The organism is Gilliamella sp. wkB72 (assembly GCF_001693745.1).
In the GTDB taxonomy this organism is placed as follows: Bacteria; Pseudomonadota; Gammaproteobacteria; order Enterobacterales; family Orbaceae; genus Gilliamella; species Gilliamella apicola_E.
This window is the reverse complement of the sequence record NZ_LZEI01000002.1, coordinates 189,987-213,610: the sequence shown is the minus strand read 5'-3', so window position 1 is coordinate 213,610 and position 23,624 is coordinate 189,987. Positions and strand designations below refer to the sequence as shown.

Here is a 23,624-nt window from a genome sequence, read left to right as displayed (position 1 = left end):
ATGCTCCCACTGATTGTACGTACACGGTTTCAGGGTCTATTTCACTCCCCTCCCGGGGTTCTTTTCGCCTTTCCCTCACGGTACTGGTTCACTATCGGTCAATCAGGAGTATTTAGCCTTGGAGGATGGTCCCCCCATCTTCAGACAGGATATCACGTGTCCCGCCCTACTCTATAAGCTTCCACATAATGCACTTTCATGTACGGGACTTTCACCCTCTATCGTGCGACTTTCCAGACGCTTCCACTAATACATTATGCTACCCGCTTGGGCTACTCCCATTTCGCTCGCCGCTACTTTGGGAATCTCGGTTGATTTCTTTTCCTCGGGGTACTTAGATGTTTCAGTTCTCCCGGTTCGCCTCATCTGACTATGTATTCATCAGATGATAGTGCAGTCGCCTGCACTGGGTTTCCCCATTCGGACATCAACGGCTATAGCGCCTTTTATCGGCTCACCGTCGCTTTTCGCAGATTAACACGTCCTTCATCGCCTCTGATTGCCTAGGCATCCACCGTGTACGCTTAATTTCTTAACCTTACAACTCACAGTTGTCTTGGTTTCAATTACGCTTTTTTCTCTTTTCTACTTCATTACATTCATATTTTCATACAAATGCCTTCCGTAAAAACGAGAACTCGTTTCTTTCAGCTTGTTCCTAATTGTTAAAGAGCTTTATCTTTCTATTCATTCGAATATCAAATAAATACAAAAATAATTTTTGATTTTTAAAAGAGGTATCTTTAATGGTGGAGCTAAGCGGGATCGAACCGCTGGCCTCCTGCGTGCAAGGCAGGCGCTCTCCCAGCTGAGCTATAGCCCCATTGTTTCACTTCATCAACTAATCAAGCCATCAGCTTAATTGTCGAATTGGTGGGTCTGAGTGGACTTGAACCACCGACCTCACCCTTATCAGGGGTGCGCTCTAACCACCTGAGCTACAGACCCAATAAAGTGACTCTTTCTAAACAAACAATCTGTGTGAACACTTACGAGCTCTTCGTAAGGAGGTGATCCAACCGCAGGTTCCCCTACGGTTACCTTGTTACGACTTCACCCCAGTCATGAATCACACCGTGGTAAACGCCCTCCCAAAGGTTAAGCTATCTACTTCTGGTGCAACCCACTCCCATGGTGTGACGGGCGGTGTGTACAAGGCCCGGGAACGTATTCACCGTGACATTCTGATTCACGATTACTAGCGATTCCGACTTCATGGAGTCGAGTTGCAGACTCCAATCCGGACTTAGACGTACTTTATGAGGTCCGCTTGCTCTCGCGAGGTCGCCTCCCTTTGTATACGCCATTGTAGCACGTGTGTAGCCCTGGTCGTAAGGGCCATGATGACTTGACGTCGTCCCCACCTTCCTCCGCTTTATCAACGGCAGTCTCCTTTGAGTTCCCGACCGAATCGCTGGCAACAAAGGATAAGGGTTGCGCTCGTTGCGGGACTTAACCCAACATTTCACAACACGAGCTGACGACAGCCATGCAGCACCTGTCTCACAGTTCCCGAAGGCACTCTCGCATCTCTGCAAGATTCTGTGGATGTCAAGACCAGGTAAGGTTCTTCGCGTTGCATCGAATTAAACCACATGCTCCACCGCTTGTGCGGGCCCCCGTCAATTCATTTGAGTTTTAACCTTGCGGCCGTACTCCCCAGGCGGTCGATTTATCGCGTTAGCTTCGGAGCCCATCACTCAGGGCAACAAACTCCAAATCGACATCGTTTACAGCGTGGACTACCAGGGTATCTAATCCTGTTTGCTCCCCACGCTTTCGCATCTCAGCGTCAGTATCTGTCCAGAAGGCCGCCTTCGCCACCGGTATTCCTCCACATCTCTACGCATTTCACCGCTACACGTGGAATTCTACCTTCCTCTACAATACTCTAGTTAACCAGTTTTAAGTGCAATTCCTAGGTTGAGCCCAGGGCTTTCACACCTAACTTAATTATCCGCCTACATGCCCTTTACGCCCAGTCATTCCGATTAACGCTCGCACCCTCCGTATTACCGCGGCTGCTGGCACGGAGTTAGCCGGTGCTTCTTCTGTAATTAACGTCAATTGATGCACCTATTAGATACATCACCTTCCTCATTACCGAAAGTACTTTACAACCCGAAGGCCTTCTTCATACACGCGGCATGGCTGCATCAGGGTTTCCCCCATTGTGCAATATTCCCCACTGCTGCCTCCCGTAGGAGTCTGGACCGTGTCTCAGTTCCAGTGTGGCTGGTCATCCTCTCAGACCAGCTAGAGATCGTCGCCTTGGTAAGCCTTTACCTCACCAACTAGCTAATCCCATATGGGTTCATCAAATGGCGCATGGCCCGAAGGTCCCATGCTTTGGTCTCTCAACATTATGCGGTATTAGCAGTCGTTTCCAACTGTTGTCCCCCTCCATTCGGCAGATCCCCATACTTTACTCACCCGTCCGCCACTCGTCATCAAGTGCAAGCACTCATGTTACCGTTCGACTTGCATGTGTTAAGCCTGCCGCCAGCGTTCAATCTGAGCCATGATCAAACTCTTCAATTTAAAGTTTGATGCTCAATAACTGTCTCTGACATATTCAAATGAATCTTCAGTGTCACTTATCAAGACTTAATTTTTTGAGTCCGTAGACTTTTAATTTTTCGTCTCGTAAGTGCCCACACAGATTGTCTGTTTCTTCTTTTTAAAGAGCTGACAGCTTTAAGTTAACTTCGCGATTTCTTGCTTCAGTTTGCTGTCTCAAGGGCTGCGTATACTACGCTACACCTTTTTATTCGTCAAGATCTTTTTTCAAAATTTTTGATCTTGTTCACCAACTTCATTATCGCCTGCTTTCGCTGACGCCGTGTCAGTGGATGCGCATTATAGAGCCTTAGAAAAATCATGCAAGCGATTATTGCAAATTTATTTCCGTTTGTGTTTTTTTTACACATAGCGCTGTGAAAATAAACTAATTCTATACAAATTTTACAAACTTTCCTTAATTTACTATTGATTATATAATTGCTTTTTTTCTATTTCAGTCTAACTTTTTAAGTGGATTTTTTATGCCTTTCACTTTTGCACATCCAGCAATTGTTTTACCTTTTTACAAAAAGCCTAAATTTTTTTCCATGACAACCTTAATTATAGGTAGTATGTCACCTGACTTTGAATATTTTCTTAGAATGAAAATAAAAAGTGATATGAGCCATACTTTATTAGGTATCTTTTATTTTGATCTACCAATAACATTAATGGTTGCTTTTATCTTTCACTTTATTATTCGTAATGAATTGATCAAGAATTTGCCCCATTTTCTTTATAAACGATTTGCTCATTATCTAAATTTTAATTGGCGTGAATATTGCTACCATCACTGGTTTATTGTCATAACTTCTGCATTAATTGGCGCACTATCTCATTTAGGTTGGGATAGTTTTACCCACTTAACGGGCTTTTTTGTACAGCACCTACCTTTTTTACAACAGACAATTTCATTAAAAAATACTAATATTCCTATCTACCAATTACTCCAACATGGAAGTACTTTGATAGGATTTAGTTTAATATGTCTCTTTATTTTCAGATTACCGATCTTGGTTGATAAGACAAATAAAATTAGCTTTCTATATTGGGGGACAGTGTTTTTGATTTTTTTAAGTTGTTTTTCTCTTTTTTTCGCCAATACTATTCATACCTTTGGTCAAAGTGTGGTGAACTTTATTAATGCACTATTTTTGGGGTTAATATTATCACCTCTTATCGTGAAAATTATACGGCACTAATTTTAAATGCCGTATAACAATAGTATTTTTAGAAAATTATGACTCTGCTTTTATTTTATTGGGTAAATCCGCCAAGCTATCAATTACCCAATCAGCTTGCGCTAATGCTTCTTCAGTAATGGCATCACCGGTTTTCACCAAAACCGTTTTTTTAACTCCGGCCTTTTTCCCCGACAATAAATCAGACACTCGGTCACCGACCATATAAGAGTTGGCAATATCAATTTTTAACTCTTTCGCTGCTGTTTGTATCATACCGGGATTTGGTTTTCGGCATTCACAGTCATCAACCAGAGGATCATGTGGGCAATAATAAACACCATCAATGTCAACACCTCGGTCTTGTAATGACCAATCCATCCATTCTGTTAAGGTATTGAATTGCTCGTCAGTAAATATGTTTCTCGCAATACCAGATTGGTTAGTTGTAATAACAAGTAAAAAACCCATTTCTTTGAGTTCTCGCATTGCATCAATTACACCATCAATAAAGTGGAATTTATCAATAGTGTGTACATAATTGTAATCTATATTAATTGTACCATCTCGATCTAAAAATATAGCAGGCTTCATGTTTAATCATCTTCCTTTTATAGAGGTGTCTATCTAGCTTTATATAGGATATTATCGATTGACATAGATGTCTAGACGTCTTAATATTTATCCATCCCTTTTTATTAGTATATATCATGATAAAACTTGAACACATCTCAAAAAATTTTGAGCACAATAAAACCACTATCCATGCTTTAAAGGACATTTCATTAAATGTTCCTCAAGGTAAAATTTATGGTGTTATTGGCAAGTCAGGCGCAGGTAAAAGCACATTAATACGTTGTGTCAATCTATTAGAAAAACCAACCAGTGGAAAAATATTTTTTGACAACCAAGATATCACCCATTTATCTAATCGAAAATTAATTGAAGTACGCCGAAAGATTAGCATGATTTTTCAGCATTTTAATTTGTTATCATCTAGAACTGTATTCGATAACATTGCTTTTCCACTTGAACTAAATAAAACACCTAAAAAGGTAATCAAGCAAAAAGTAAATGAGCTTATTGAACTTGTAGGTTTAAGTGAAAAGGCTGATGTCTATCCAGCTAATTTATCGGGTGGACAAAAACAACGCGTCGCTATTGCTAGAGCGTTAGCAAGTGATCCTAAAGTATTATTATGTGATGAAGCAACCAGTGCCCTTGACCCTGAAACAACACGTTCTATTTTAGCATTATTAAAAGATATCAACCAAAAACTAGGTTTAACCATTTTATTAATCACTCATGAAATGGATGTTGTTAAACAGATTTGCGACCAAGTAGCAGTTATTAGTAACGGAGAATTAGTTGAACAATCTTCAGTCGGTGAAATGTTTTCGCATGCTAAAACAGATATTGCAAGGCAATTCATTCAATCAACATTACACCTTACTATTCCAGATGATTATTTGGCTAGATTAACACCAGTACATAAAGAAGGACTTAATCCACTTGTTCGTTTGGAATTTTCTGGTGTATCGGTAGATTTACCTTTACTGTCTCAAATAGCTAAAGAATTCGAAGTTGATAGTAATATTATCAGCGCTCAGATGGATTATGCGGGTGGCGTTAAATTTGGTTTGATGTTAACTGAAATGAAAGGAAAACAGAAAAGTACTGCATCAGCAATTGCGTTTCTAGAAAAAAATAATACTAAAGTTGAGGTTTTAGGCTATGTTTGATTTTATTCCTTCATTTAAACCATTTGAATCGATTTTTCGCTATTTAGCTCAACATGGTTTCTGGGAAGATTTTGTTACATTTTGTTCTTCATTTAATGGTTTTAGTGAAGCAATGCTATTCAAAATGGCACAAGCAACCGATGATACTATTTATATGGTGTTGTTATCAGGTTTTTATGGAACGTTAATTGGATTACCATTAGGTATATTGTTGTATGTCACCCGAAAAGGTAACATACTTGAAAATGACATTGTAAATTTTACATTCTCTTTTCTCACAAATATATTTCGAGCAATTCCTTTTATTATATTAATTTTATGGATAAAACCTTTCACAGTAGAAGTAATGGACATTATAACCGGCCAAGCCACCTTTTTAGGTAGACAAGGTGTTATTGTTCCACTTAGTGTAGGTGTTGCACCTTTAATTGCAAAAATGATTGAAAATGCTTTACTGGATATTCCTAAAGGTTTAATTGAAGCTGCTCGTTCAATGGGAGCCACTCCATTACAGATTATATATAAAGTTCTTATTCCCGAATCTCTACCTATTATTATTAATAGCATGACAATAACACTGATAACATTAACAGGCTATATTGCACTCAGTGGAGCTGTTGGAGCTGGAGGCTTAGGGCAATTGGCTATTCAATATGGCTATAATAGTTACAAACCCGCTATAATGAATACAGTTGTTATTTTATTAGTTATATTAGTATTCCTAATCCAAGCTATTGGCAATAGGATTGTAAGGTATGTTACTCATCATTAATTTTGGAGAAAATTATGTCAATTAAACAGCTAGCACTAGCCACTACTTTGGTAAGTGCATTTTTTTTAACAGGTTGTGATAATAAACAATCGTCTGTAACTGATAACAAACCAGCAGAACCAGCAAAAGTAAGTACTATTAAAGTTGGTGTAATTTCAGGTCCTGAACAAGAAGTAGCAGAAGTAGCCAAACAACAAGCTAAAAGCCTTTATAATCTTGATGTTGAACTTGTGATTTTTAATGATTACGTTACTCCAAATCAAGCATTAAATGATGGATTAATTGATATTAACGCTTTTCAACATAAACCATATTTAGATGAACAAATCAAAGAAAGAGGTTATAAATTAACTGTTGTTGGTAACTCATTTGTTTACCCTATTGCAAGTTACTCACACAAATTAAAACCGATTGAGAATAACAGTGAAACTGGGGAAGGTGTAAAAGTAACCTCACCTCGAGGCGAAACGTTCTTTATTCCAGCTAAATCAACAATTGCCATTCCTAATGATCCTACAAATTTAGGTCGTGCATTACTTTTATTACAACATGAAGGTTTAATTACTGTTGATAAGACAAAAGGTTTATTGCCAACTGTACTTGATATCACAAGTAACCCATATGAATATAAAATTATCGAACTAGAAGCTCCGATGCTACCTCGTTCGCTAGATGATTCGCAAGTCGATCTTGCTATTATTAACAATGCATTTGCTGGACAAGCAAATTTAACACCAAGCAAAGATGGTATTTTTGTTGAAGATAAAGAGTCTCCATATGTTAACATTATCGTATCGCGTGAAGCGGATAAAGATAATGAAAATGTAAAAAACTTTGTTAAAGCTTACCAAACTGATGCAGTAGCGCAAAAAGCTGACCAAATTTTTAATGGTGGCGCAATTCGTGGTTGGTAAATTAGCAAGCTATAATTTATTATATTCCGTCGGCATTCGTCGACGGAAATCATTAAAATAATTAAATAAAGAATCAACAATGACATATCAATTTGAACCAATTGGTATAATCCAGTCACCTTATGTTGAAAAATTTGCAGTGCCTCGTCAACCCAATCTGGTCAAAGCTGCTCAAGGTGAACTACATTTACTTACACCATATAACAATCCTATCAGTGTCAAAGGATTAGAACAGTTTTCTCATCTATGGCTTTTATTTCATTTCCACCATATTGAGCCAACCAAGAGGAGATTAACGGTACGTCCACCTCGTTTAGGAGGAAACAAAAGTTTAGGCGTATTTGCAACAAGATCTCCATATAGACCTAATAATATTGGTCTTTCAGTTGTTGAATTAATAGATATTATTGTTGAAAAAAATCAGGTGATTTTGAAGTTAGGGGGATTAGATCTCGTAGATGGCACACCTATAATTGATATAAAACCCTACTTACCTTACTGTGATAGCCATCCTGATGCGAAAGCAGGTTACGCTCAAATGCTTCCTGAACAGAAACTTGAAGTTTCATTCTCAGCTAACGCTAAATTATTTATTGAATCCCAACAAGATTATCCACAACTAACCGAATTAATTGAACAAGTAATATCTCAAGATCCAAGACCAGCTTATAAACAAAAAAACAACCATGAGCAAACTTATGCAATCTCACTATATCATTTTAATATTAAATGGAAGGTGATAGGCTGCTTAGCCCTTATTGAAAATATACATATTATTGAACGGTAATGTTAATTTATTTAAACGATAAATTTACAAAACAACACGATATGTAATTAAATATTTTTTTTGTAAAAATTATTTACAAAAGAGTTACATAATACCGATAATATAGGTTGGTAAGAAAGCTTAATTCTGCTAAATTAAATGAGGGTTTAATTCCCTATATTTCACTTTGCCACTAAAGTTTTAATAATTTTAGTGGCACCTTTTATTTGCATCAATGATAATTGTTATTTTTCTTATTTCTCAATTCAGCAATATCTATCGCATCAAACAGATAATGTTTTCCACAATAATCACAATGAATGTCAATTTTGCCATCGTCTTCATTAAGAATCTCATCAATTTCCTTGGCTGGTAATGTCATTAAACTATCTTCACAACGTTGTCGAGAACAACCACATTTAAATACAATTTGTTGAGTTTCAAATAAGCGAACTTCTTCTTGATTATAAAGACGATATAAAATTTCATCAGTAGGAAGTTGAAACAACTCTTGGCTAGTGATGGTTTCAGTTAATGTGCTTAGAAGCTCAAAAGACTCTTGAGTATTTTCATTTGCCGGTAACACTTGCAATAAAATCCCTGCAGCCATCGGTGTGTTATTATGCACTCCAGTTTTAACGAATAAACGAGTTGGCAGTTGTTCAGACTGCATAAAATAATTTTCAATACAGCCAGTTAGCGTTTCTTTTTCTAATCCAACGATGCCTTGATAACGTTCGCCTTTTTTAGGTGTGATGGTAATTACAATGTAACCGTTGCCAACCATCTCCCTAAGAGTAGCATTATCGGCAATTTCACCATTTACTCGCGCAACACCACGTAATTCTTGTAGATTATTGCCATTTACCACTGCTAATGTTAATGGCCCATCCCCCTGTAATTGCACAGCAATATCACCATCGAATTTCAATGTAGCGGTTAATAAACTGGTGGCTACTAATAATTCACCTAATAAATTCTGTACTGGAATAGGATAATTATGGTTTTCTAAAATAGATTGGTATGTTTTTTCAAGTCGCGTGATTTCCCCTCGAACAGGATGATTATCAAATAAAAACCGATTTAAAGTATCCATATTAATTGCCTTGTTGTCTTTCATATTTAAATTTAATTAATGTACGCCGCTCTTTTTTATCAGGTCGCCGGTCCGGATGCGGCATGGCTAATGCATTAAGTTTTCTTGCCTGAGCAATATTTTCACGTTTTTCAATGCTCTCTGGGGTTTCTTGGTAAAGATATTCAGCTTCTCTTGCGGTTCTACGCTGGTCATTAATGGCTAAAACTCGAATTGTCTTTTGCTCATTACCTTGCCTAAGCACTATCATCGCCCCAACTTCAACTATTTTGCTTGGCTTTGCTCGTTGGCCATTATAATGAACTTTTCCACCTTCAATCATTTCACGAGCAATGGAACGCGTTTTATAAAACCGCGCGGCCCATAACCATTTATCTAATCTGACGAGATGCATTGTTTCCTCGTTTAAGACTTAATACATTTACAACTAATATAAGTATCGTTTTATTAAAATCAATGTTGTGAATGAATTGAATAATCATTGCCACCTGTCGAAAAAATTCCAGATAAACTAAATGGAGCTATCTTACCGCGCAAATCAGCTCGATAATTTAACGACTCTGGAGGATTCTGTACTAACTTCCATCGATTAAGCAGTTCACTTGTGGTACCTTTGCTAATGAGGTGGAATGATTCAAATTCAGAATGCAAAGGATTAATTATTGCAGTTGAGTCAATTATTCCGCCATTAACTAATGCATTAAAACTTAATAATGTGCGATGCTGAGGATCAATATCTACCGACACACTAGGATATTCAATACTTACTTTATTAACTGAAGCATTATTAGCTTTAAGAAATAGTGAGCCCGAATATAACCCAAATTTGTTGTCTTCAACTAAGCTCACATTTTTCCCCGAAACATCAAAGTTTGCAATGTTAAAAGGATAATCAGATTTAATGCTGGTTAACATACTTTGCAATATGATTAACTGATCAACGTCAACACGATTAAATATATCTGGTAATAACGGTTGTTTTGCTTCATCAGATAACTCATAACTGATGCCTGTCAACAATAACTTATTCAAATGTAATGAATTATTTTTCCAACTACCATCTAAATGAACATCACCGTTATGCCACCGAGCAACCGCTTTTTTGATATCAATTTCATTATCTTTAAAAGACAATTGAAGCAATAAAGAAGAATATATTTGATCAAACCAAACCACATTATCTGCATTAAAAATAAAGGAAGTTTCATTCAGATTCCACTGATTATCATAACTAATATTGGTTATTTCAAAATTTCCCTTAGCAATAATTAAATTAGGTAATTGAATATTACTGTCTAAAATTAAAAGTTCTTCTAACCTAAACTTTGGAAATTTAGGCAAATACTTATTTAATTCAGTATAATCATCTGGTTGAAAACGGATATTATTTAATTTTAATTGGGCTATATCTAAGCTACCATCGGCTAATACTTTTAACTTACTAACAAAAAAACCATTATCCATATTACCGCCTAAATTGGTGATTGCTGTAACCCCATCACGATAATATCCTTGTAACAATATTTTGTTTATCGGTATCTGATTAAATGATGCTTTTTGTGAAGTGAAATCAAATTGATATGGCTCTTTACTACTTAAATCAAAGGGTTTAATACGGCCATCAACGCCTTTTAAAGAAAGAGAATCTTGCTCATCATTAAACGAAAAATTTATTGTAGAATTATAAAACTTTAATACATTAGCCGAAAAATTATTAATATCAACACCATTAAATTCACCATCAATCACATTAATATAATTAAAATGATGAAGTTGCCATAAATTTTTCTTATCAAAACCAATAGTTAACTTTCCAATTTTAGTCACTTCTTGCTTATCACTTATTACCAATAAATTATCAATACTTAACTCATAAAAATTAGCTAATGAGTGATTTATCTTACCAATTGATATAGTGTATGGTCCAAGCTTTGATAATTGTTGACTCAGTACTTTTGCTCCATAATTGGTTTGCAAGGCAAAATAACTAACTACAATTAACAACCAGATAATCGAAAAGAGCAAAATTAAACAAGATCGTAACCGTCTCATAAATAAGCAGTATAGTAATAAAAATGGATTAAAATTTATATAACAATACCTGATTTTGGGTAAAATAGCACTTGATTTTAATATAAATGATTTGTTGTTAAACTAGTTTTAACGTTAATATATAGCCAATTATGACTTTAGAATAACAAATTCACGGAATTAATCTTCATCCTTTGATTAAGGTGAAAAATTCTTTTTTATTGACCATATAAACAGGAAAAAATCGAGATGAAACAGATCCCAATGACAGTAAGGGGAGCCGAATTATTACGAGCAGAACTTGAAGAACTTAAAAATATTAAAAGACCTCAAATTACTGCTGCTATTGCAGAAGCCAGAGCGCACGGAGATTTAAAAGAAAACGCGGAATATCATGCAGCAAGAGAACAACAAGGTTTTTGTGAAGGTCGTATTCAAGAAATCGAAGGCAAATTATCTCAAGCACAAATTATTGATATTACCAAAGTAAAAAATTCTGGACGCATAATTTTTGGTGCTACAGTGACTGTAATTAATATCGATACCGATGAAGAAACAACTTATCGAATTGTTGGCGATGATGAAGCAGATTATAAACAAAATTTAATTTCGGTTAACTCACCTATCGCTCGAGGTCTTATTGGTAAAGAAGATGGTGATACCGTCCAAATCAAAACACCTGGCGGTAATGTTGAATTTGATATTGTTAAAGTTGAGTATATCTAATAAAACTCAACTGCAATAAAAAAACAGGGCTATTGCCCTGTTTTTTTATTTGGGTAAAGTAATTTTCTTATCTTCGCTAGGTCTAAATACCGTAAAAATAGATCCGACTTGTTGAACGGGTAATGCATTTGTTTCGCGGATAATAGCTTCACAAATTAATTTTTTCGTTTCACGATCTTCGGCAGCGATTTTAATTTTAATTAACTCATGGAAATTTAGTGCATTTTCGATTTCGGCAAGAACGCCTTCGGTAAATCCATTAGCACCAATCATCACTATCGGTTTTAAATGATGAGCTTCACTTTTTAAGTACTGTTTTTGTTTATTCGATAAATTCATTAATTTTTTATCACATTAAGTTGCAATTTTGCTATTCTACCCTTATATATATTTGTAATCAATTGAAGTAACCTCTATACACTAAGGATTTATTCGCTGTGAGTAACAAAAAACGCTCAGCAAGTTCTACTCGTTGGCTAAATGAACATTTTAAAGATCGCTTTGTACAACAAGCACAAAAAAAAGGCCTACGTTCTAGAGCATGGTTTAAATTAGAAGAAATACAAAAAAGTGACAAACTATTCAAACCAGGAATTACTGTCGTGGATTTAGGGGCAGCACCGGGCGGATGGTCACAATATGTTGCATCACTCATCGGTAATAAGGGACGAATTATTGCTTGTGATTTATTACCGATGGATCCAATAGTTGGCGTTGATTTCTTGCAAGGTGACTTTAGGGATGAAGCCGTATTAAATACCTTACTTGAGCGCGTTGGTGAAGAGAAAGTACAAGTTGTTATGTCAGATATGGCTCCGAATATGAGTGGACAGCCTGCAGTTGATATACCAAGAGCTATGTATTTAGTTGAACTTGCATTAGATATGTGTAAAGACGTTCTTGCACCTAATGGGAGTTTTATTGTAAAAGTATTCCAGGGCGAAGGCTTTGAAGAATATCTAAAAACAGTTAGATCGCTGTTTAAAACAGTCAAAATTCGAAAGCCTGAAGCTTCGCGCGCACGGTCTCGAGAAGTATATATTGTAGCAATGGGGATGAAGTAGCCAGCCGTACAATTTTGTAGTACCATACTTGGTTAATTTTAGTCGTAACTGTTAATTTTATGAGAGGTTTTTCTTTTGAACGACATGGTAAAGAATTTACTGATCTGGGGCGTTATCGCGGTAGTATTGTTTGCTGTATTCAACCAATTCAGCGCGTTATCCAATAGCGGTCCTCAAGTCGATTATACCAAATTTAATTCGGATGTAACGAGCGGCAAACTCAAAGAAGTACATATTAATGGTCGCGAAATTGTTGCTACAACTAAAAGTAGTAGTAATTATGTTACTTATATCCCTTACCTTGATGAAAAACTAGTCGATAACTTGGTGCTTAATGATATTGCTGTTTACGGCAGTCCAGATGAAAAACCAAGCTTATTAGTTAGTATCTTGATTTCTTGGTTTCCAATTATCTTATTACTTGGTTTTTGGTTCTTTGTTATGCGCCAAATGCAAGGCGGGGGTAAAGGTGGCCCAATGTCGGTAGGCAAAAGTAAAGCCAAAATGTTAACGCCTGACCAAGTTAAGACTAAATTTACAGATGTAGCAGGCAGTGAAGAAGCTAAACAAGAAGTAACAGAAGTCGTCGATTTTTTACGTGATCCTGGTAAATACCAAAAATTAGGCGGTCGTATTCCTAAGGGGATTTTAATGGTAGGACCTCCGGGTACGGGTAAAACATTATTAGCTAGAGCCATTGCGGGTGAAGCAAACGTGCCTTTCTTTAGTATTTCAGGTTCAGATTTTGTTGAAATGTTTGTCGGTGTTGGCGCATCACGTGTACGTGACCTCTTTGAACAAGCCCGTAAACATTCACCATGTATTATCTTTATTGATGAAATTGATGCTGTTGGTCGAAAACGTGGTGCCGGCTCAATGGGCGGACATGATGAACGCGAACAAACTCTAAACCAAATGTTAGTTGAAATGGATGGCTTTGAAGCTAACAGTGGTATTATCATTATTGCAGCAACAAACCGTGCGGACATTCTCGATCCTGCATTACTTCGTCCGGGTCGTTTTGACCGTCAAGTTCAAATTGATTTACCTGACTTAAAAAGCCGTGAACAAATTCTGGCAGTACATGTACGTAAAGTGCCTTTAGGTTCTGATGTTAATCTAGCAGTATTAGCTCGCGGAACACCAAATTATTCCGGTGCTCAATTAGCTAATTTAGTTAATGAAGCTGCGCTATTTGCCGCGCGTCGTAATAAACGTTTAGTCACGATGGATGAGTTTGAAGAGGCCAAAGATAAAATCGATATGGGTACTCAACGTCGTTCGTTATCCATGACAAAAGAGCAATTAACCAATACAGCTTATCATGAAGCGGGACATGCAATTGTAGGTTATTTAATGCCAGATCATGATCCGCTTCATAAAGTAACTATTATTCCTCGAGGAGGGGCATTAGGTGTAGCCTTCTTCTTACCAGAAGGAGATCAAATCAGTCAAAGTCGTACTCAGTTAGAGTCTAAAATATCTACAGCTTATGCGGGAAGAATTGCCGAAGGCCTAATTTATGGTGAAGATAAAATTACCTCAGGTGCATCTAGTGATATACGATACGCTTCTAACATAGCCAGAGCAATGGTTACACAGTGGGGGTTCTCAGATCGTTTACCACCTGCATTGTTTGAATATGAAGAATCTTCTTATGGAATCATGAAAAAAATATCTGATGGTACAGCAAAAATTATTGATGAAGAAGTTGATGCAATCCTTCAACGAAACTATCAACGAGCTAAAACAACACTAACTGAAAATATTGATATTCTTCATGCAATGAAAGATGCTTTACTGAAATATGAAACAATTGATAAACAACAGATTGATGAACTGATGAATCGCCAGCCAGTCACACCACCAGAAGGCTGGACAGCCAGTGATGAAATAGCAGCTCAAGAAGTTCCGAATGAAGGTACACCACCTGAATCTGATGATTAATCTGTTTTAATTTTTATAACGCGCTACGGCGCGTTTTTTATCGGATAATTTAAATAAATCTAAAATAAAAGTGATTTTCAAAACAGGTAATAAACTTGAATGATTTTGCTATCGTTTAGCTTATAACAAAGCTTAGCGATAACAAAAAGCAGATGACTCAAATAAGGCATAATCATGGAAATTCGTTTCAACAATCAAATTATGGATCTCTCTTTTCCACAGGTAATGGGTATCGTAAACATGACGCCAGATTCTTTTTCTGATGGCGGTAATTATAACAATCTTGATGATGCCATGCGTCGAGTTGATAATATGATACAAGCAGGCGCAACATTTATTGATATAGGGGGCGAATCAACTCGCCCTGGAGCAGCCTTCGTCTCAGTTGAAGAAGAATTAGATAGAGTTGTGCCTTTAGTTGAAAAAGTGGCTCGCTATTTTGATGTTTGGATTTCCGTTGATACCTCTAAGCCTCAAGTTATGACTGAATCAGCAAAAGCAGGAGCACATTTAATTAATGATATCCGAGCATTAACTGAATCAGGTGCAGTCGAAGCTGCAGCTCAAACAGGATTACCGGTTTGCATTATGCATATGCAAGGCGATCCCCAAACTATGCAAAATGCTCCGCATTATCAACAAGACATCTATCAAGAAGTTGATCAATTTTTTGCTCAACATATCAATCGTTGCATAAACGCAGGAATTGAACGAGAAAAAATTATTCTTGATCCGGGTTTTGGGTTTGGTAAAACATTGGCACACAATTATCGATTACTAGCAACACTTGAAAAATTTCATCACTTTCATTTACCGCTATTAGTTGGCATGTCTCGCAAATCCATGATTGGACAAGTATTAAATGTTTCGCCTAAAGAACGTATGTTAGGTAGCGTTTCTTGTGCAGTAATTGCAGCCATGAAAGGTGCGCAGATTATTCGAGTTCATGACGTAAAAGAAACCTTTGATGCACTGCGAATTGTGCAAGCCACTTTAGCTGAACAGGAATAAACGCGTTTTAACTTTAACAAAATAAGCCATTATTTTATTAAAAAGGGAATTTTTAGACAAATACTATAAAAATCCCTTTTTGTTTTATGCTTGAGAATTTTCAATTTTTGGCATCACTGTTTCAAATAATTTTTAAACAATAAAAATACTTAGAAACATCATAAAACCAACATAATTATTATTTTGAAAAGCTTTAAAGCATCGAGTTCTATCACGATCATTGATTAACCATTGTTGATAAATAAACAGTAACGACACAACCAATAATCCACAATAATAAATAAAAGATAAATGATTATTGAGACCAATAATTATCAAGCAAATCAATGTTATTATCTGTAGAATGCCTATCCACAATTTATCATAGTAACCAAACAAAACAGCCGTCGATTTAATGCCAATTTTGATATCATCATTTCGATCAACCATGGCATATTCGGTATCATAAGCAACTGTCCAACAAATATTTGCCAAACACAATAACCAACAGGTTAACGGAAACTGTTCAATTGTGGCCGCATAGACCATTGGAATGCTCCAACTAAATGCAATTCCCAACACTATTTGAGGAAAATAAGTATAACGTTTCATAAACGGATAAATCATCGCAGTTAACAATGCAAAGCCAGCAATCAACCACGACAAAGCGTTTAAAAATAATAATAGACAAGCGGCCATTAATAATAATATCAATAATGTCCATTTAGCATTCTTTGCTGTTAATTCACCCTGCACTAACGGACGACTTTGAGTTCGCTCTACATGCGCATCAAAATGGCGATCAGCATAATCATTCACAACACAACCGGCGGATCGCATAACAATGACACCTAGCGTAAATATCAAAACCAGTTTTTCAGTTGGATAGGGATCAGCAAGCCATATTGCTGACAAAGTCGGCCAAAGTAGCAGTAAAATGCCGATTGGTTTATCTAACCGCATCAGTTTTATATAAGCTAACATATATCTATCCTCAATTATAATGGGCGGATTATACCTGATCTTGTTAAAGCTGCAATGCGGATAAATACCGTTTTTATTTGATGCTGCTACATGTGTAATCAATCAAGTCAATTTACCTAATATCGTGTCATATCCAAAACGGTTAATCTAACTAAATTGATTAATTGTGGTAATAAAGCGTTACAACAAAAGTAAATACTGCTCTGCCATCACGGCTAATGCCCGATAAAATTGGCTAACTTGATTATGTTTTAATTGATCTAGATAAGCTGATGACCAAGTCATTAAGTGTTCATCAATCAGTTGATTCGCCGCTTGCGTTTTTTGTTTTTCCAGCAATATCGCATAAGCCATTAACATTAAACCAAACTGATCTTCCGGCTCATTCATACCGGTATTAAGCGTTAAACCATGCTGCTGTAAAAATTGACGATAGCGCTCTTGCGATTCCCCCATTAATAGTTTTTCTTGATCCAAATAGACAGATCCCCAAGGCGGGGCCGGCATTTTGCCTTGCCCTTCAAACAATAACGAGAATTGATAATCCAGATCGGCATGGCTGATTTGCGTTGCCAATATCTGGCATTGCTGGCTAATAAGCTCTGGATTTTGCCAATCCGCCAGTTGGTCAATATGCAATAGAGCCTCAAGCAACGGTTCAACGGTTTGACTATTAGGCGGATAATAAAAAAAAGCACCCAGTACTTTTGCTAGGGTAGCACAAGTGAGATTATCGAATCTTTTCTCTTTATTCATTGACATTACTTGTTATCGGTCAGTTATATTGTTAATTATAGCGGTATCATCCATAAATTATAAAAGGCAATACGGCCACAAACTTCAGCAATAAACACACAAGCAAAAGCAGTAAGATAAATTATTGCATTATGTTTGGCGTGGTTAATGTTAAAAGCAACCAATAGTAGTGCCACTATGATTAAAATGCACTCGGCAATCATCCAACTTGCTTGCGCACAAGCCAGCTCCGGGCTTATGGTCGTCATTAAATTATAATAGGGAATTTTTAATAATATAATCAATACACTACCAATGAGAAAAGCTGCGTTACCTAAACGATATAACCCAAGCATTGCACTAGCAATTCCCCCCAACGCCAGCATCGCTGTATACATTTGAATTGCGGTATAGTTGGTATCCCATGTTTTCACTGTTGGTAGCATGTAAGTTAAAACAATCGTCCACACAAAAACTAAACTCAGTAGGATTAAGATGAAGGCTATCAGCTGGTTGATATAGGGAAGGCGATTAATCTTTAAACAAAGCGGTTTAATCAATTTCAGTTTTTGGCTATCCGGATTGAGAGAAAAGTAGTGAATTAATACTGAGGCGAATGTAACGCCAAATACCACACCAAAAGTGAAAATCTCATTACTCATCGGCGAACGTCCAATCCCATAGATCACATTTAACGCCCGCAAAGGATGCCCTAAATGGAATGAGGCAAGCAGCATACCAATAGCCATAAAAATCAGCGCTAACAGATTAATTTTTTGACGAATAATGGGATTAGCTTGTGAACAATTCATTAAGCAAGATAAGCTGCTTAACAGCACCATTCCGGCAGATAATTGCCCAAATACCGTAAAAAACACCAATGGTAATTCATGCATATTATACCTCCTCCGGATTGAGCACTTTTCCTTGTGTATCGCCTGAGCTTTTAGCCAAAGCATGTGGTTTGATAACAATATTCGGTTTAGTCAACTCTGCATTAGGCAAAGGGGCAATATTACGTTCATCACCATGACGCTCACGTAATTTCCCTATCTCGTCAAAATCTAAAGCACGTTGCGGACAAGATTCGACGCACACAGGCTTTAATCCTTCTGCTACACGCTCATAACAACCATCGCATTTTGACATAACCCGCTTTTGTTGATCAAACTGTGGCGCACCATATGGACAGCGCATTTCACAATAGCGGCAACCAATACACACATCTTGATTGACAACCACTAAGCCGTCTTGTTGGCGTTTATGCATCGCACCAGTTGGACAACCTTGCACGCAAGTTGGTTGCTCACAATGATTACATGAGATTGACAAATAATAAGTAAAAGTATCATTTTGCCAAATCCCGTCCACTTGTTGCCACGATCCACCACCATACTCATAAACTCGGCGAAAATGCACGCCCAGCGCATTATCTTTTTCGTCTTTACAGCTCAATTGACAGGTTTTACACCCAGTACATTTGGAAGAATCAATAAAGAATCCATATTGCATTTTAATCATCTCCCTTTTTAATTATGATGCCGCTGGCATAGTTGATAATGGTTTGATTTCAACCAAATTAGTATGCTGCGAATTTGACTTCGCTAACACTGACGGGCGCAATGAGGTTAAACGATTAATACAACCACCAATATCAACGCCAGCCGCATTGGTTTTTGCCCATAGCCCTTGAGGTATAGCGATCACGCCCGGTAATATACGAGGCGTGACTTTAGCCGGAATATAAAGCCGACCACGATCGTTAAATACTTCAACTAATTGCCCATGCTTAATTTGTCTTTGCTCAGCATCAATCGGGTTAATCCAAACGCTACTGGCTACAGCTTCTCGTAGTTGGGGAAGATTACTATAAGAGGAGTGACAATGCCCTTTAATATGAAATCCAATCATTTGCAGCGGATATTTATCGCGTTTTTGTTGATCTTCGCTCCCTTCAATAGCAGGCAAATAAGCAGGAATTGGGTAGAGTTTATCGTCCGGCTCAATCTCCCATTCACCCGCTATTTTTGCCAGCGCTTCTGAATAAATTTCAATTTTGCCAGACGGGGTATTTAATGGCTGATTAATCGGATCATCCCGGAATGCTTTTAAGGCAATTTGCGCATCGCTATCCGCTAACTTACGATCGACAATACCCTTACCGTCAGTGTCAGCAAAAGGCGGTAAATCAGGATTTTGCTTGCGCATTCTTTCATAGCTATACGCTATCCACTCATCTTGCGTTCGCCCTTCAGTAAATTTATCTTTAACGCCCATTTTTTCTGATAAATCAGTTAACACATCATAAGAGGATCGATTTTCCCAAAGTGGCTTAATAGCCCGTTGCATACGAATAACATAATGGTAAGCGCCGGATGCATAAGAATTATTAATTAAATCGTTACTTTCCACTGATGACACATCCGGCAATAACAGATCGGCATAGCGTGCTGATGCGGTCATATGAGTATCCCACACTAAGATAAATTCGCATTTAGATTCATCTTGTAAAATTTGGTGCGTTCGATTGAGATCGGCATGCTGATTACCAATTACATTACTGGCGTAACTCCAGATAAACTTGATACCGACATCTAATTTATTTTTACCAAGTATATAAGCATTTTTTGCGGTCATGCTTTGCGGGGATTCGATTGCTTTAGTCCATAAAAAAAATGGAATACTGGTTTTAATCGGATTTAATAAATTCAGACCCGGAACCGGATAAGTCACGCTTCCGCCCCAAGTACCAATATTGGTGCCCGGTTTACCAAATTGACCAGTGATAATAGGCAATATCATAATTGCTCTTGTAGTATGCTCACCATTTTGCCAACGTTGCGCTCCCCAGCCTTGCGAAATCCATGCTGCTTTAGCGTTAACAATATCTAAGGCAAGTTTACGAATTTGTTTAGCGGGAATACCGGTTTTTTTTGCAGCCCACTCCGGCGTTTTCGGTGTTCTATCATCACCTAAACCTAAAATATAAGATTTATAATCACTAAAAGGGGGTGCGCTATCCGGCAATGAGTCAGCATTCCAACCCACACAATATTGATTAAGCATTGCCTCATCAATTTTATCTTCTTCCAGTAAAGCATAGCCAATTGCAGCAACTAACGCCGCATCGGTACCGGGAATAATCGGGACCCACTCGGCATTATAGCCAACCACACTTTCGCTACGCCTAGGATCGATAATAATCACTCTGGCTTTACTTTGCGCTAACGCATGAAACAGTTCCGTTACTTGCCCACCACCTGACATTCGCGTTTCAGCAACATTATGTCCAAACATAACAACCAAATCTGAATGTTTAATTTGATCGATAAGTGACTCTTTAGCATTGCCATAAATATAAGGCTTAATAGCAGTTATCTGTCCACTTGAGTAATCGCCATGATAATTTAGATAACCACCGATAGTACTTAAAAACCGTCTACAAGCACTGCGTCCGGCGATATTTGCGCCGGTGGTACCTGTTCCATATTGACAATAAATAGCTTCATTGCCATAACGATTAATGGTGTATTTAAGTTTATCTGCCAATAAAGTTATTGCTTCATCCCAGCTAATACGTTTAAATTTACCTTCACCACGCTTACCTATTCGGACCATAGGGTATTTTAAACGCTCCGGATCGTAAGTTCGCCAGCGTACTGCTCGCCCCCGCAAACATGGGCGAATTTGATGTTGACCGAAGATAGGATCATTAATACCGTCTTCGGATGAGATTTTAGTAATAATATCGTTTTTAACATGGACTTTTAGTGGGCAGCGACTACCGCAATTCACTAAACAGGCGCTGTAGAAAATCTTTTCATCATTAGTGGGATTAGGTATCAATGCTTTATCGTGATTTGTTTCAGATGTTGCATAAGCAAAAGGTAATTGCAAATTATTTGCTACTGCTGCCACACCACCAATTGCTAGTGATTTTTGCAAAAAATCACGCCGAGTTATTTTGTTTTCTGACTTGCTCATCCTATTCCCTTATTTTTTATTTGGGATGTATTTATCATAATACTATAGATAGGATTATAAAACAGAAAAAAGGCTAAAATCGAAATTAACTTAAAATAAATTAATAAAATAAGAATTATTATCAATTAAAAATTTAATTTGATTTTCATTATCAATTTAATTTCATGCATCTTAAAGAAAGATTGGTATAATATGCCCATTTATTCGAATAAATAGAAAACTTATGTCACAATCCACTTATAATGCTGTTGATATTGAAGTCCTAAAAGGACTCGATCCTGTCCGCCATCGACCAGGCATGTATACTGATACTGCTCGCCCAAATCATTTGGGACAAGAGGTTATTGATAATAGTGTAGATGAAGCTATAGCAGGACATGCCCGCCAAGTTAAAGTTACACTCTATGAAGATAATTCACTTGAGGTTATTGATGACGGGCGAGGTATGCCGGTTGATATTCATCCTGAAGAAGGTGTACCAGCTATTGAACTTTTACTTTGCCGTTTACATGCTGGAGGTAAGTTTTCCAACAAAAATTATCAATTTTCAGGCGGTTTGCATGGTGTTGGTATCTCCGTTGTTAATGCATTATCAAAGCGTGTAGAAGTTACTGTAAATCGTGATGGGCAAGTTTATCAAATCGCTTTTGAAAATGGTGATAAAGTTGAGGATTTACATGTAATAGGTACATGTGGTCGTCGAAATACCGGTACAAAAGTACGTTTTTGGCCTGATGAAAAGTATTTTGATTCACCACGATTTTCTGTACCCCGCTTAACTCATTTACTTAAAGCAAAAGCGGTACTCTGCCCAGGGTTAGAAATCATTTTCAAAGATAAAATTAACAATACTGAACAACGCTGGTGTTATCAGGACGGTCTAAAAGATTATTTAATGGAATCTGTTAGTGGTTACACACTATTACCTGAAGAGCCATTTACTGGTAGTCATACCGGCGAAACAGAAGCAGTCGAATGGGCTTTACTCTGGTTACCAGAAGGTGGGGAACTTTTAACTGAAAGTTACGTTAACTTGATTCCAACTGTACAAGGTGGTACTCATGTTAATGGTTTACGTCAAGGTTTACTTGATGCTATGCGCGAATTTTGCGAGTTCCGTAATTTACTTCCTCGAGGCCTAAAGCTGACCGCCGATGATATTTGGGAACGCTGCGCATATGTGTTATCCGTAAAAATGCAGGAACCTCAATTTGCTGGTCAAACCAAAGAACGCCTTTCATCAAGACAAAGCGCTGCATTCGTTTCGGCAATTGTTAAAGATGCATTCAGTCTTTGGTTAAATCAAAATGTGCAAATTGCAGAATTATTGGCTGAAATGGTCATTTCAAGTGCGCAAAAACGCCTACGAGCATCTAAAAAAGTTATTCGTAAAAAGCTCACAAGTGGTCCTGCTTTACCTGGTAAATTGGCCGATTGTTCTTCACAGGATTTAAGTCGTACTGAACTATTTTTGGTAGAAGGTGATTCTGCAGGTGGTTCAGCCAAACAGGCACGAGATAGAGAATATCAAGCCATAATGCCATTAAAAGGTAAAATTTTAAATACTTGGGAAGTATCATCAGACGAGGTATTAGGCTCACAAGAAATCCACGATATCTCGGTTGCCATAGGTATTGACCCTGATAGTGATGATTTAAGTCAATTGCGCTACGGTAAAATCTGTATTTTAGCTGATGCAGACTCAGATGGATTACATATTGCCACTTTGCTTTGTGCGTTATTTGTTCGTCATTTTCGGGCGATGGTTGAACATGGGCATATCTTTGTTGCTATGCCTCCGCTTTATCGTATTGATTTGGGTAAAGAAGTGCATTATGCCCTTGATGAAGAAGAAAAAGAAGGGATTTTAGATCAGCTTAAACGTAAAAAGGGTAAACCGAATGTACAACGTTTTAAAGGTTTAGGCGAAATGAATCCATTACAACTCCGTGAAACAACGATGGATCCTAATACTCGTAGATTAGTTCAGTTATCACTAGATAATGCAGAGGAAACCATGGCATTAATGGATATGCTGCTGGCTAAGAAACGAGCAGAAGATCGCCGAGAATGGTTACAAGAAAAAGGTGACCAAGTTGAACTTGATGTCTAATATACAGAATAATTTAG

Annotated in this window: 19 protein-coding genes, 2 tRNA genes, 2 rRNA genes and 1 pseudogene; 10 read left to right on the top strand and 14 right to left on the bottom strand. The window is 37.4% G+C overall.

The window, feature by feature from the left end:
• From A9G07_RS01380 to A9G07_RS01365, 4 genes are all read right to left on the bottom strand, one after another.
• Positions 1–538, bottom strand: a 23S ribosomal RNA gene (locus tag A9G07_RS01380); the annotation flags it as partial.
• A 209-nt stretch (positions 539–747) separates the two neighbouring features.
• A tRNA-Ala gene (locus tag A9G07_RS01375) sits at positions 748–823 on the bottom strand.
• 48 nt (positions 824–871) lie between these two features.
• A tRNA-Ile gene (locus A9G07_RS01370) sits at positions 872–948 on the bottom strand.
• A gap of 55 nt (positions 949–1,003) precedes the next feature.
• Positions 1,004–2,541, bottom strand: a 16S ribosomal RNA gene (locus tag A9G07_RS01365).
• Between the two features lie 503 nt (positions 2,542–3,044).
• Between A9G07_RS01365 and A9G07_RS01360 the strand changes: the two genes are divergently transcribed.
• Positions 3,045–3,764, top strand: coding sequence for a DUF4184 family protein (locus A9G07_RS01360; protein WP_065733724.1), 720 nt, complete (start codon positions 3,045–3,047; stop codon positions 3,762–3,764).
• 36 nt (positions 3,765–3,800) lie between these two features.
• On the opposite strand, the gene gmhB is transcribed toward A9G07_RS01360, so the two are convergent.
• Positions 3,801–4,337 (bottom strand): D-glycero-beta-D-manno-heptose 1,7-bisphosphate 7-phosphatase, encoded by a 537-nt coding sequence (gmhB, locus tag A9G07_RS01355; protein ID WP_065562818.1) that lies wholly within the window; start codon positions 4,335–4,337, stop codon positions 3,801–3,803.
• A gap of 116 nt (positions 4,338–4,453) precedes the next feature.
• On the opposite strand from gmhB, the gene metN reads away from it, so the two are divergent.
• The 4 genes from metN (at position 4,454) to tsaA (ending at position 7,958) form a co-directional block, all read left to right on the top strand.
• Positions 4,454–5,485, top strand: coding sequence for a methionine ABC transporter ATP-binding protein MetN (gene metN, locus A9G07_RS01350; protein WP_065562817.1), 1,032 nt, complete (start codon positions 4,454–4,456; stop codon positions 5,483–5,485).
• A gap of 112 nt (positions 5,486–5,597) precedes the next feature.
• Positions 5,598–6,257, top strand: a complete 660-nt coding sequence (locus tag A9G07_RS01345) for a methionine ABC transporter permease (RefSeq protein ID WP_065562822.1) — start codon at positions 5,598–5,600, stop codon at positions 6,255–6,257.
• 14 nt (positions 6,258–6,271) lie between these two features.
• Entirely contained in the window at positions 6,272–7,171 is a 900-nt protein-coding gene (gene metQ / locus A9G07_RS01340) for a methionine ABC transporter substrate-binding lipoprotein MetQ (protein ID WP_065733723.1), read from the top strand.
• Between the two features lie 79 nt (positions 7,172–7,250).
• Positions 7,251–7,958: a tRNA (N6-threonylcarbamoyladenosine(37)-N6)-methyltransferase TrmO gene (tsaA, locus tag A9G07_RS01335; protein WP_065733722.1), complete on the top strand. Its 708-nt coding sequence runs from the start codon at positions 7,251–7,253 to the stop codon at positions 7,956–7,958.
• 211 nt (positions 7,959–8,169) lie between these two features.
• Here tsaA and hslO read toward each other — a convergent pair whose 3' ends face one another.
• From hslO to A9G07_RS01320, 3 genes are read right to left on the bottom strand one after another with little or no spacing between them, the layout of a single operon-like run.
• Positions 8,170–9,057 (bottom strand): Hsp33 family molecular chaperone HslO, encoded by an 888-nt coding sequence (gene hslO, locus A9G07_RS01330; RefSeq protein ID WP_065733721.1) that lies wholly within the window; start codon positions 9,055–9,057, stop codon positions 8,170–8,172.
• Complete coding sequence (hslR, locus tag A9G07_RS01325; protein WP_065733720.1) at positions 9,035–9,427, bottom strand: ribosome-associated heat shock protein Hsp15; 393 nt, start codon at positions 9,425–9,427, stop codon at positions 9,035–9,037. Before hslR ends, hslO begins: the two co-directional genes overlap by 23 nt.
• Positions 9,428–9,486: 59 nt before the next feature.
• The gene (locus A9G07_RS01320) at positions 9,487–11,085 is read right to left on the bottom strand and encodes a hypothetical protein (RefSeq protein ID WP_065733719.1); all 1,599 of its coding nucleotides are present in this window, start codon (positions 11,083–11,085) and stop codon (positions 9,487–9,489) included.
• 228 nt (positions 11,086–11,313) lie between these two features.
• On the opposite strand from A9G07_RS01320, the gene greA reads away from it, so the two are divergent.
• A complete protein-coding gene (gene greA / locus A9G07_RS01315) occupies positions 11,314–11,790 on the top strand; it encodes a transcription elongation factor GreA (RefSeq protein ID WP_065733718.1) in 477 nt (158 codons plus the stop codon).
• Between the two features lie 45 nt (positions 11,791–11,835).
• On the opposite strand, the gene yhbY is transcribed toward greA, so the two are convergent.
• The gene (gene yhbY, locus A9G07_RS01310) at positions 11,836–12,129 is read right to left on the bottom strand and encodes a ribosome assembly RNA-binding protein YhbY (protein WP_065562810.1); all 294 of its coding nucleotides are present in this window, start codon (positions 12,127–12,129) and stop codon (positions 11,836–11,838) included.
• 98 nt (positions 12,130–12,227) lie between these two features.
• Here yhbY and rlmE point away from each other — a divergent pair, with 98 nt between their 5' ends.
• The 3 genes and pseudogenes from rlmE (at position 12,228) to folP (ending at position 15,812) form a co-directional block, all read left to right on the top strand.
• Positions 12,228–12,854 (top strand): 23S rRNA (uridine(2552)-2'-O)-methyltransferase RlmE, encoded by a 627-nt coding sequence (gene rlmE / locus A9G07_RS01305; protein WP_065562809.1) that lies wholly within the window; start codon positions 12,228–12,230, stop codon positions 12,852–12,854.
• A gap of 75 nt (positions 12,855–12,929) precedes the next feature.
• Positions 12,930–14,783, top strand: a pseudogene (gene ftsH / locus A9G07_RS01300) (ATP-dependent zinc metalloprotease FtsH); the annotation flags it as partial.
• 192 nt (positions 14,784–14,975) lie between these two features.
• Positions 14,976–15,812 (top strand): dihydropteroate synthase, encoded by an 837-nt coding sequence (gene folP, locus A9G07_RS01295; RefSeq protein ID WP_065733717.1) that lies wholly within the window; start codon positions 14,976–14,978, stop codon positions 15,810–15,812.
• Positions 15,813–15,944: 132 nt separating this feature from the next.
• Here the strand turns inward: folP and ubiA are convergent, their stop codons facing one another.
• The 5 genes from ubiA to A9G07_RS01270 all read right to left on the bottom strand — a co-directional run bounded on the left by ubiA (position 15,945) and on the right by A9G07_RS01270 (position 21,494).
• Positions 15,945–16,775, bottom strand: coding sequence for a 4-hydroxybenzoate octaprenyltransferase (gene ubiA, locus A9G07_RS01290; RefSeq protein ID WP_065733716.1), 831 nt, complete (start codon positions 16,773–16,775; stop codon positions 15,945–15,947).
• A 180-nt stretch (positions 16,776–16,955) separates the two neighbouring features.
• On the bottom strand, positions 16,956–17,531 hold the full coding sequence (locus A9G07_RS01285) for a TorD/DmsD family molecular chaperone (protein WP_065733715.1): 576 nt from the start codon (positions 17,529–17,531) through the stop codon (positions 16,956–16,958).
• Positions 17,532–17,566: 35 nt separating this feature from the next.
• Positions 17,567–18,406 (bottom strand): dimethyl sulfoxide reductase anchor subunit family protein, encoded by an 840-nt coding sequence (locus A9G07_RS01280; RefSeq protein ID WP_065733714.1) that lies wholly within the window; start codon positions 18,404–18,406, stop codon positions 17,567–17,569.
• A 1-nt stretch (position 18,407) separates the two neighbouring features.
• On the bottom strand, positions 18,408–19,022 hold the full coding sequence (locus A9G07_RS01275; RefSeq protein WP_065733713.1) for a DMSO/selenate family reductase complex B subunit: 615 nt from the start codon (positions 19,020–19,022) through the stop codon (positions 18,408–18,410).
• A 21-nt stretch (positions 19,023–19,043) separates the two neighbouring features.
• Positions 19,044–21,494 carry a DMSO/selenate family reductase complex A subunit gene (locus tag A9G07_RS01270; RefSeq protein WP_065733712.1) on the bottom strand — a complete coding sequence of 817 codons (2,451 nt, stop codon included), beginning with the start codon at positions 21,492–21,494 and terminating at the stop codon, positions 19,044–19,046.
• Between the two features lie 223 nt (positions 21,495–21,717).
• Between A9G07_RS01270 and parE the strand changes: the two genes are divergently transcribed.
• Complete coding sequence (parE, locus tag A9G07_RS01265; protein ID WP_065733711.1) at positions 21,718–23,607, top strand: DNA topoisomerase IV subunit B; 1,890 nt, start codon at positions 21,718–21,720, stop codon at positions 23,605–23,607.
• Positions 23,608–23,624: the final 17 nt, after the last annotated feature.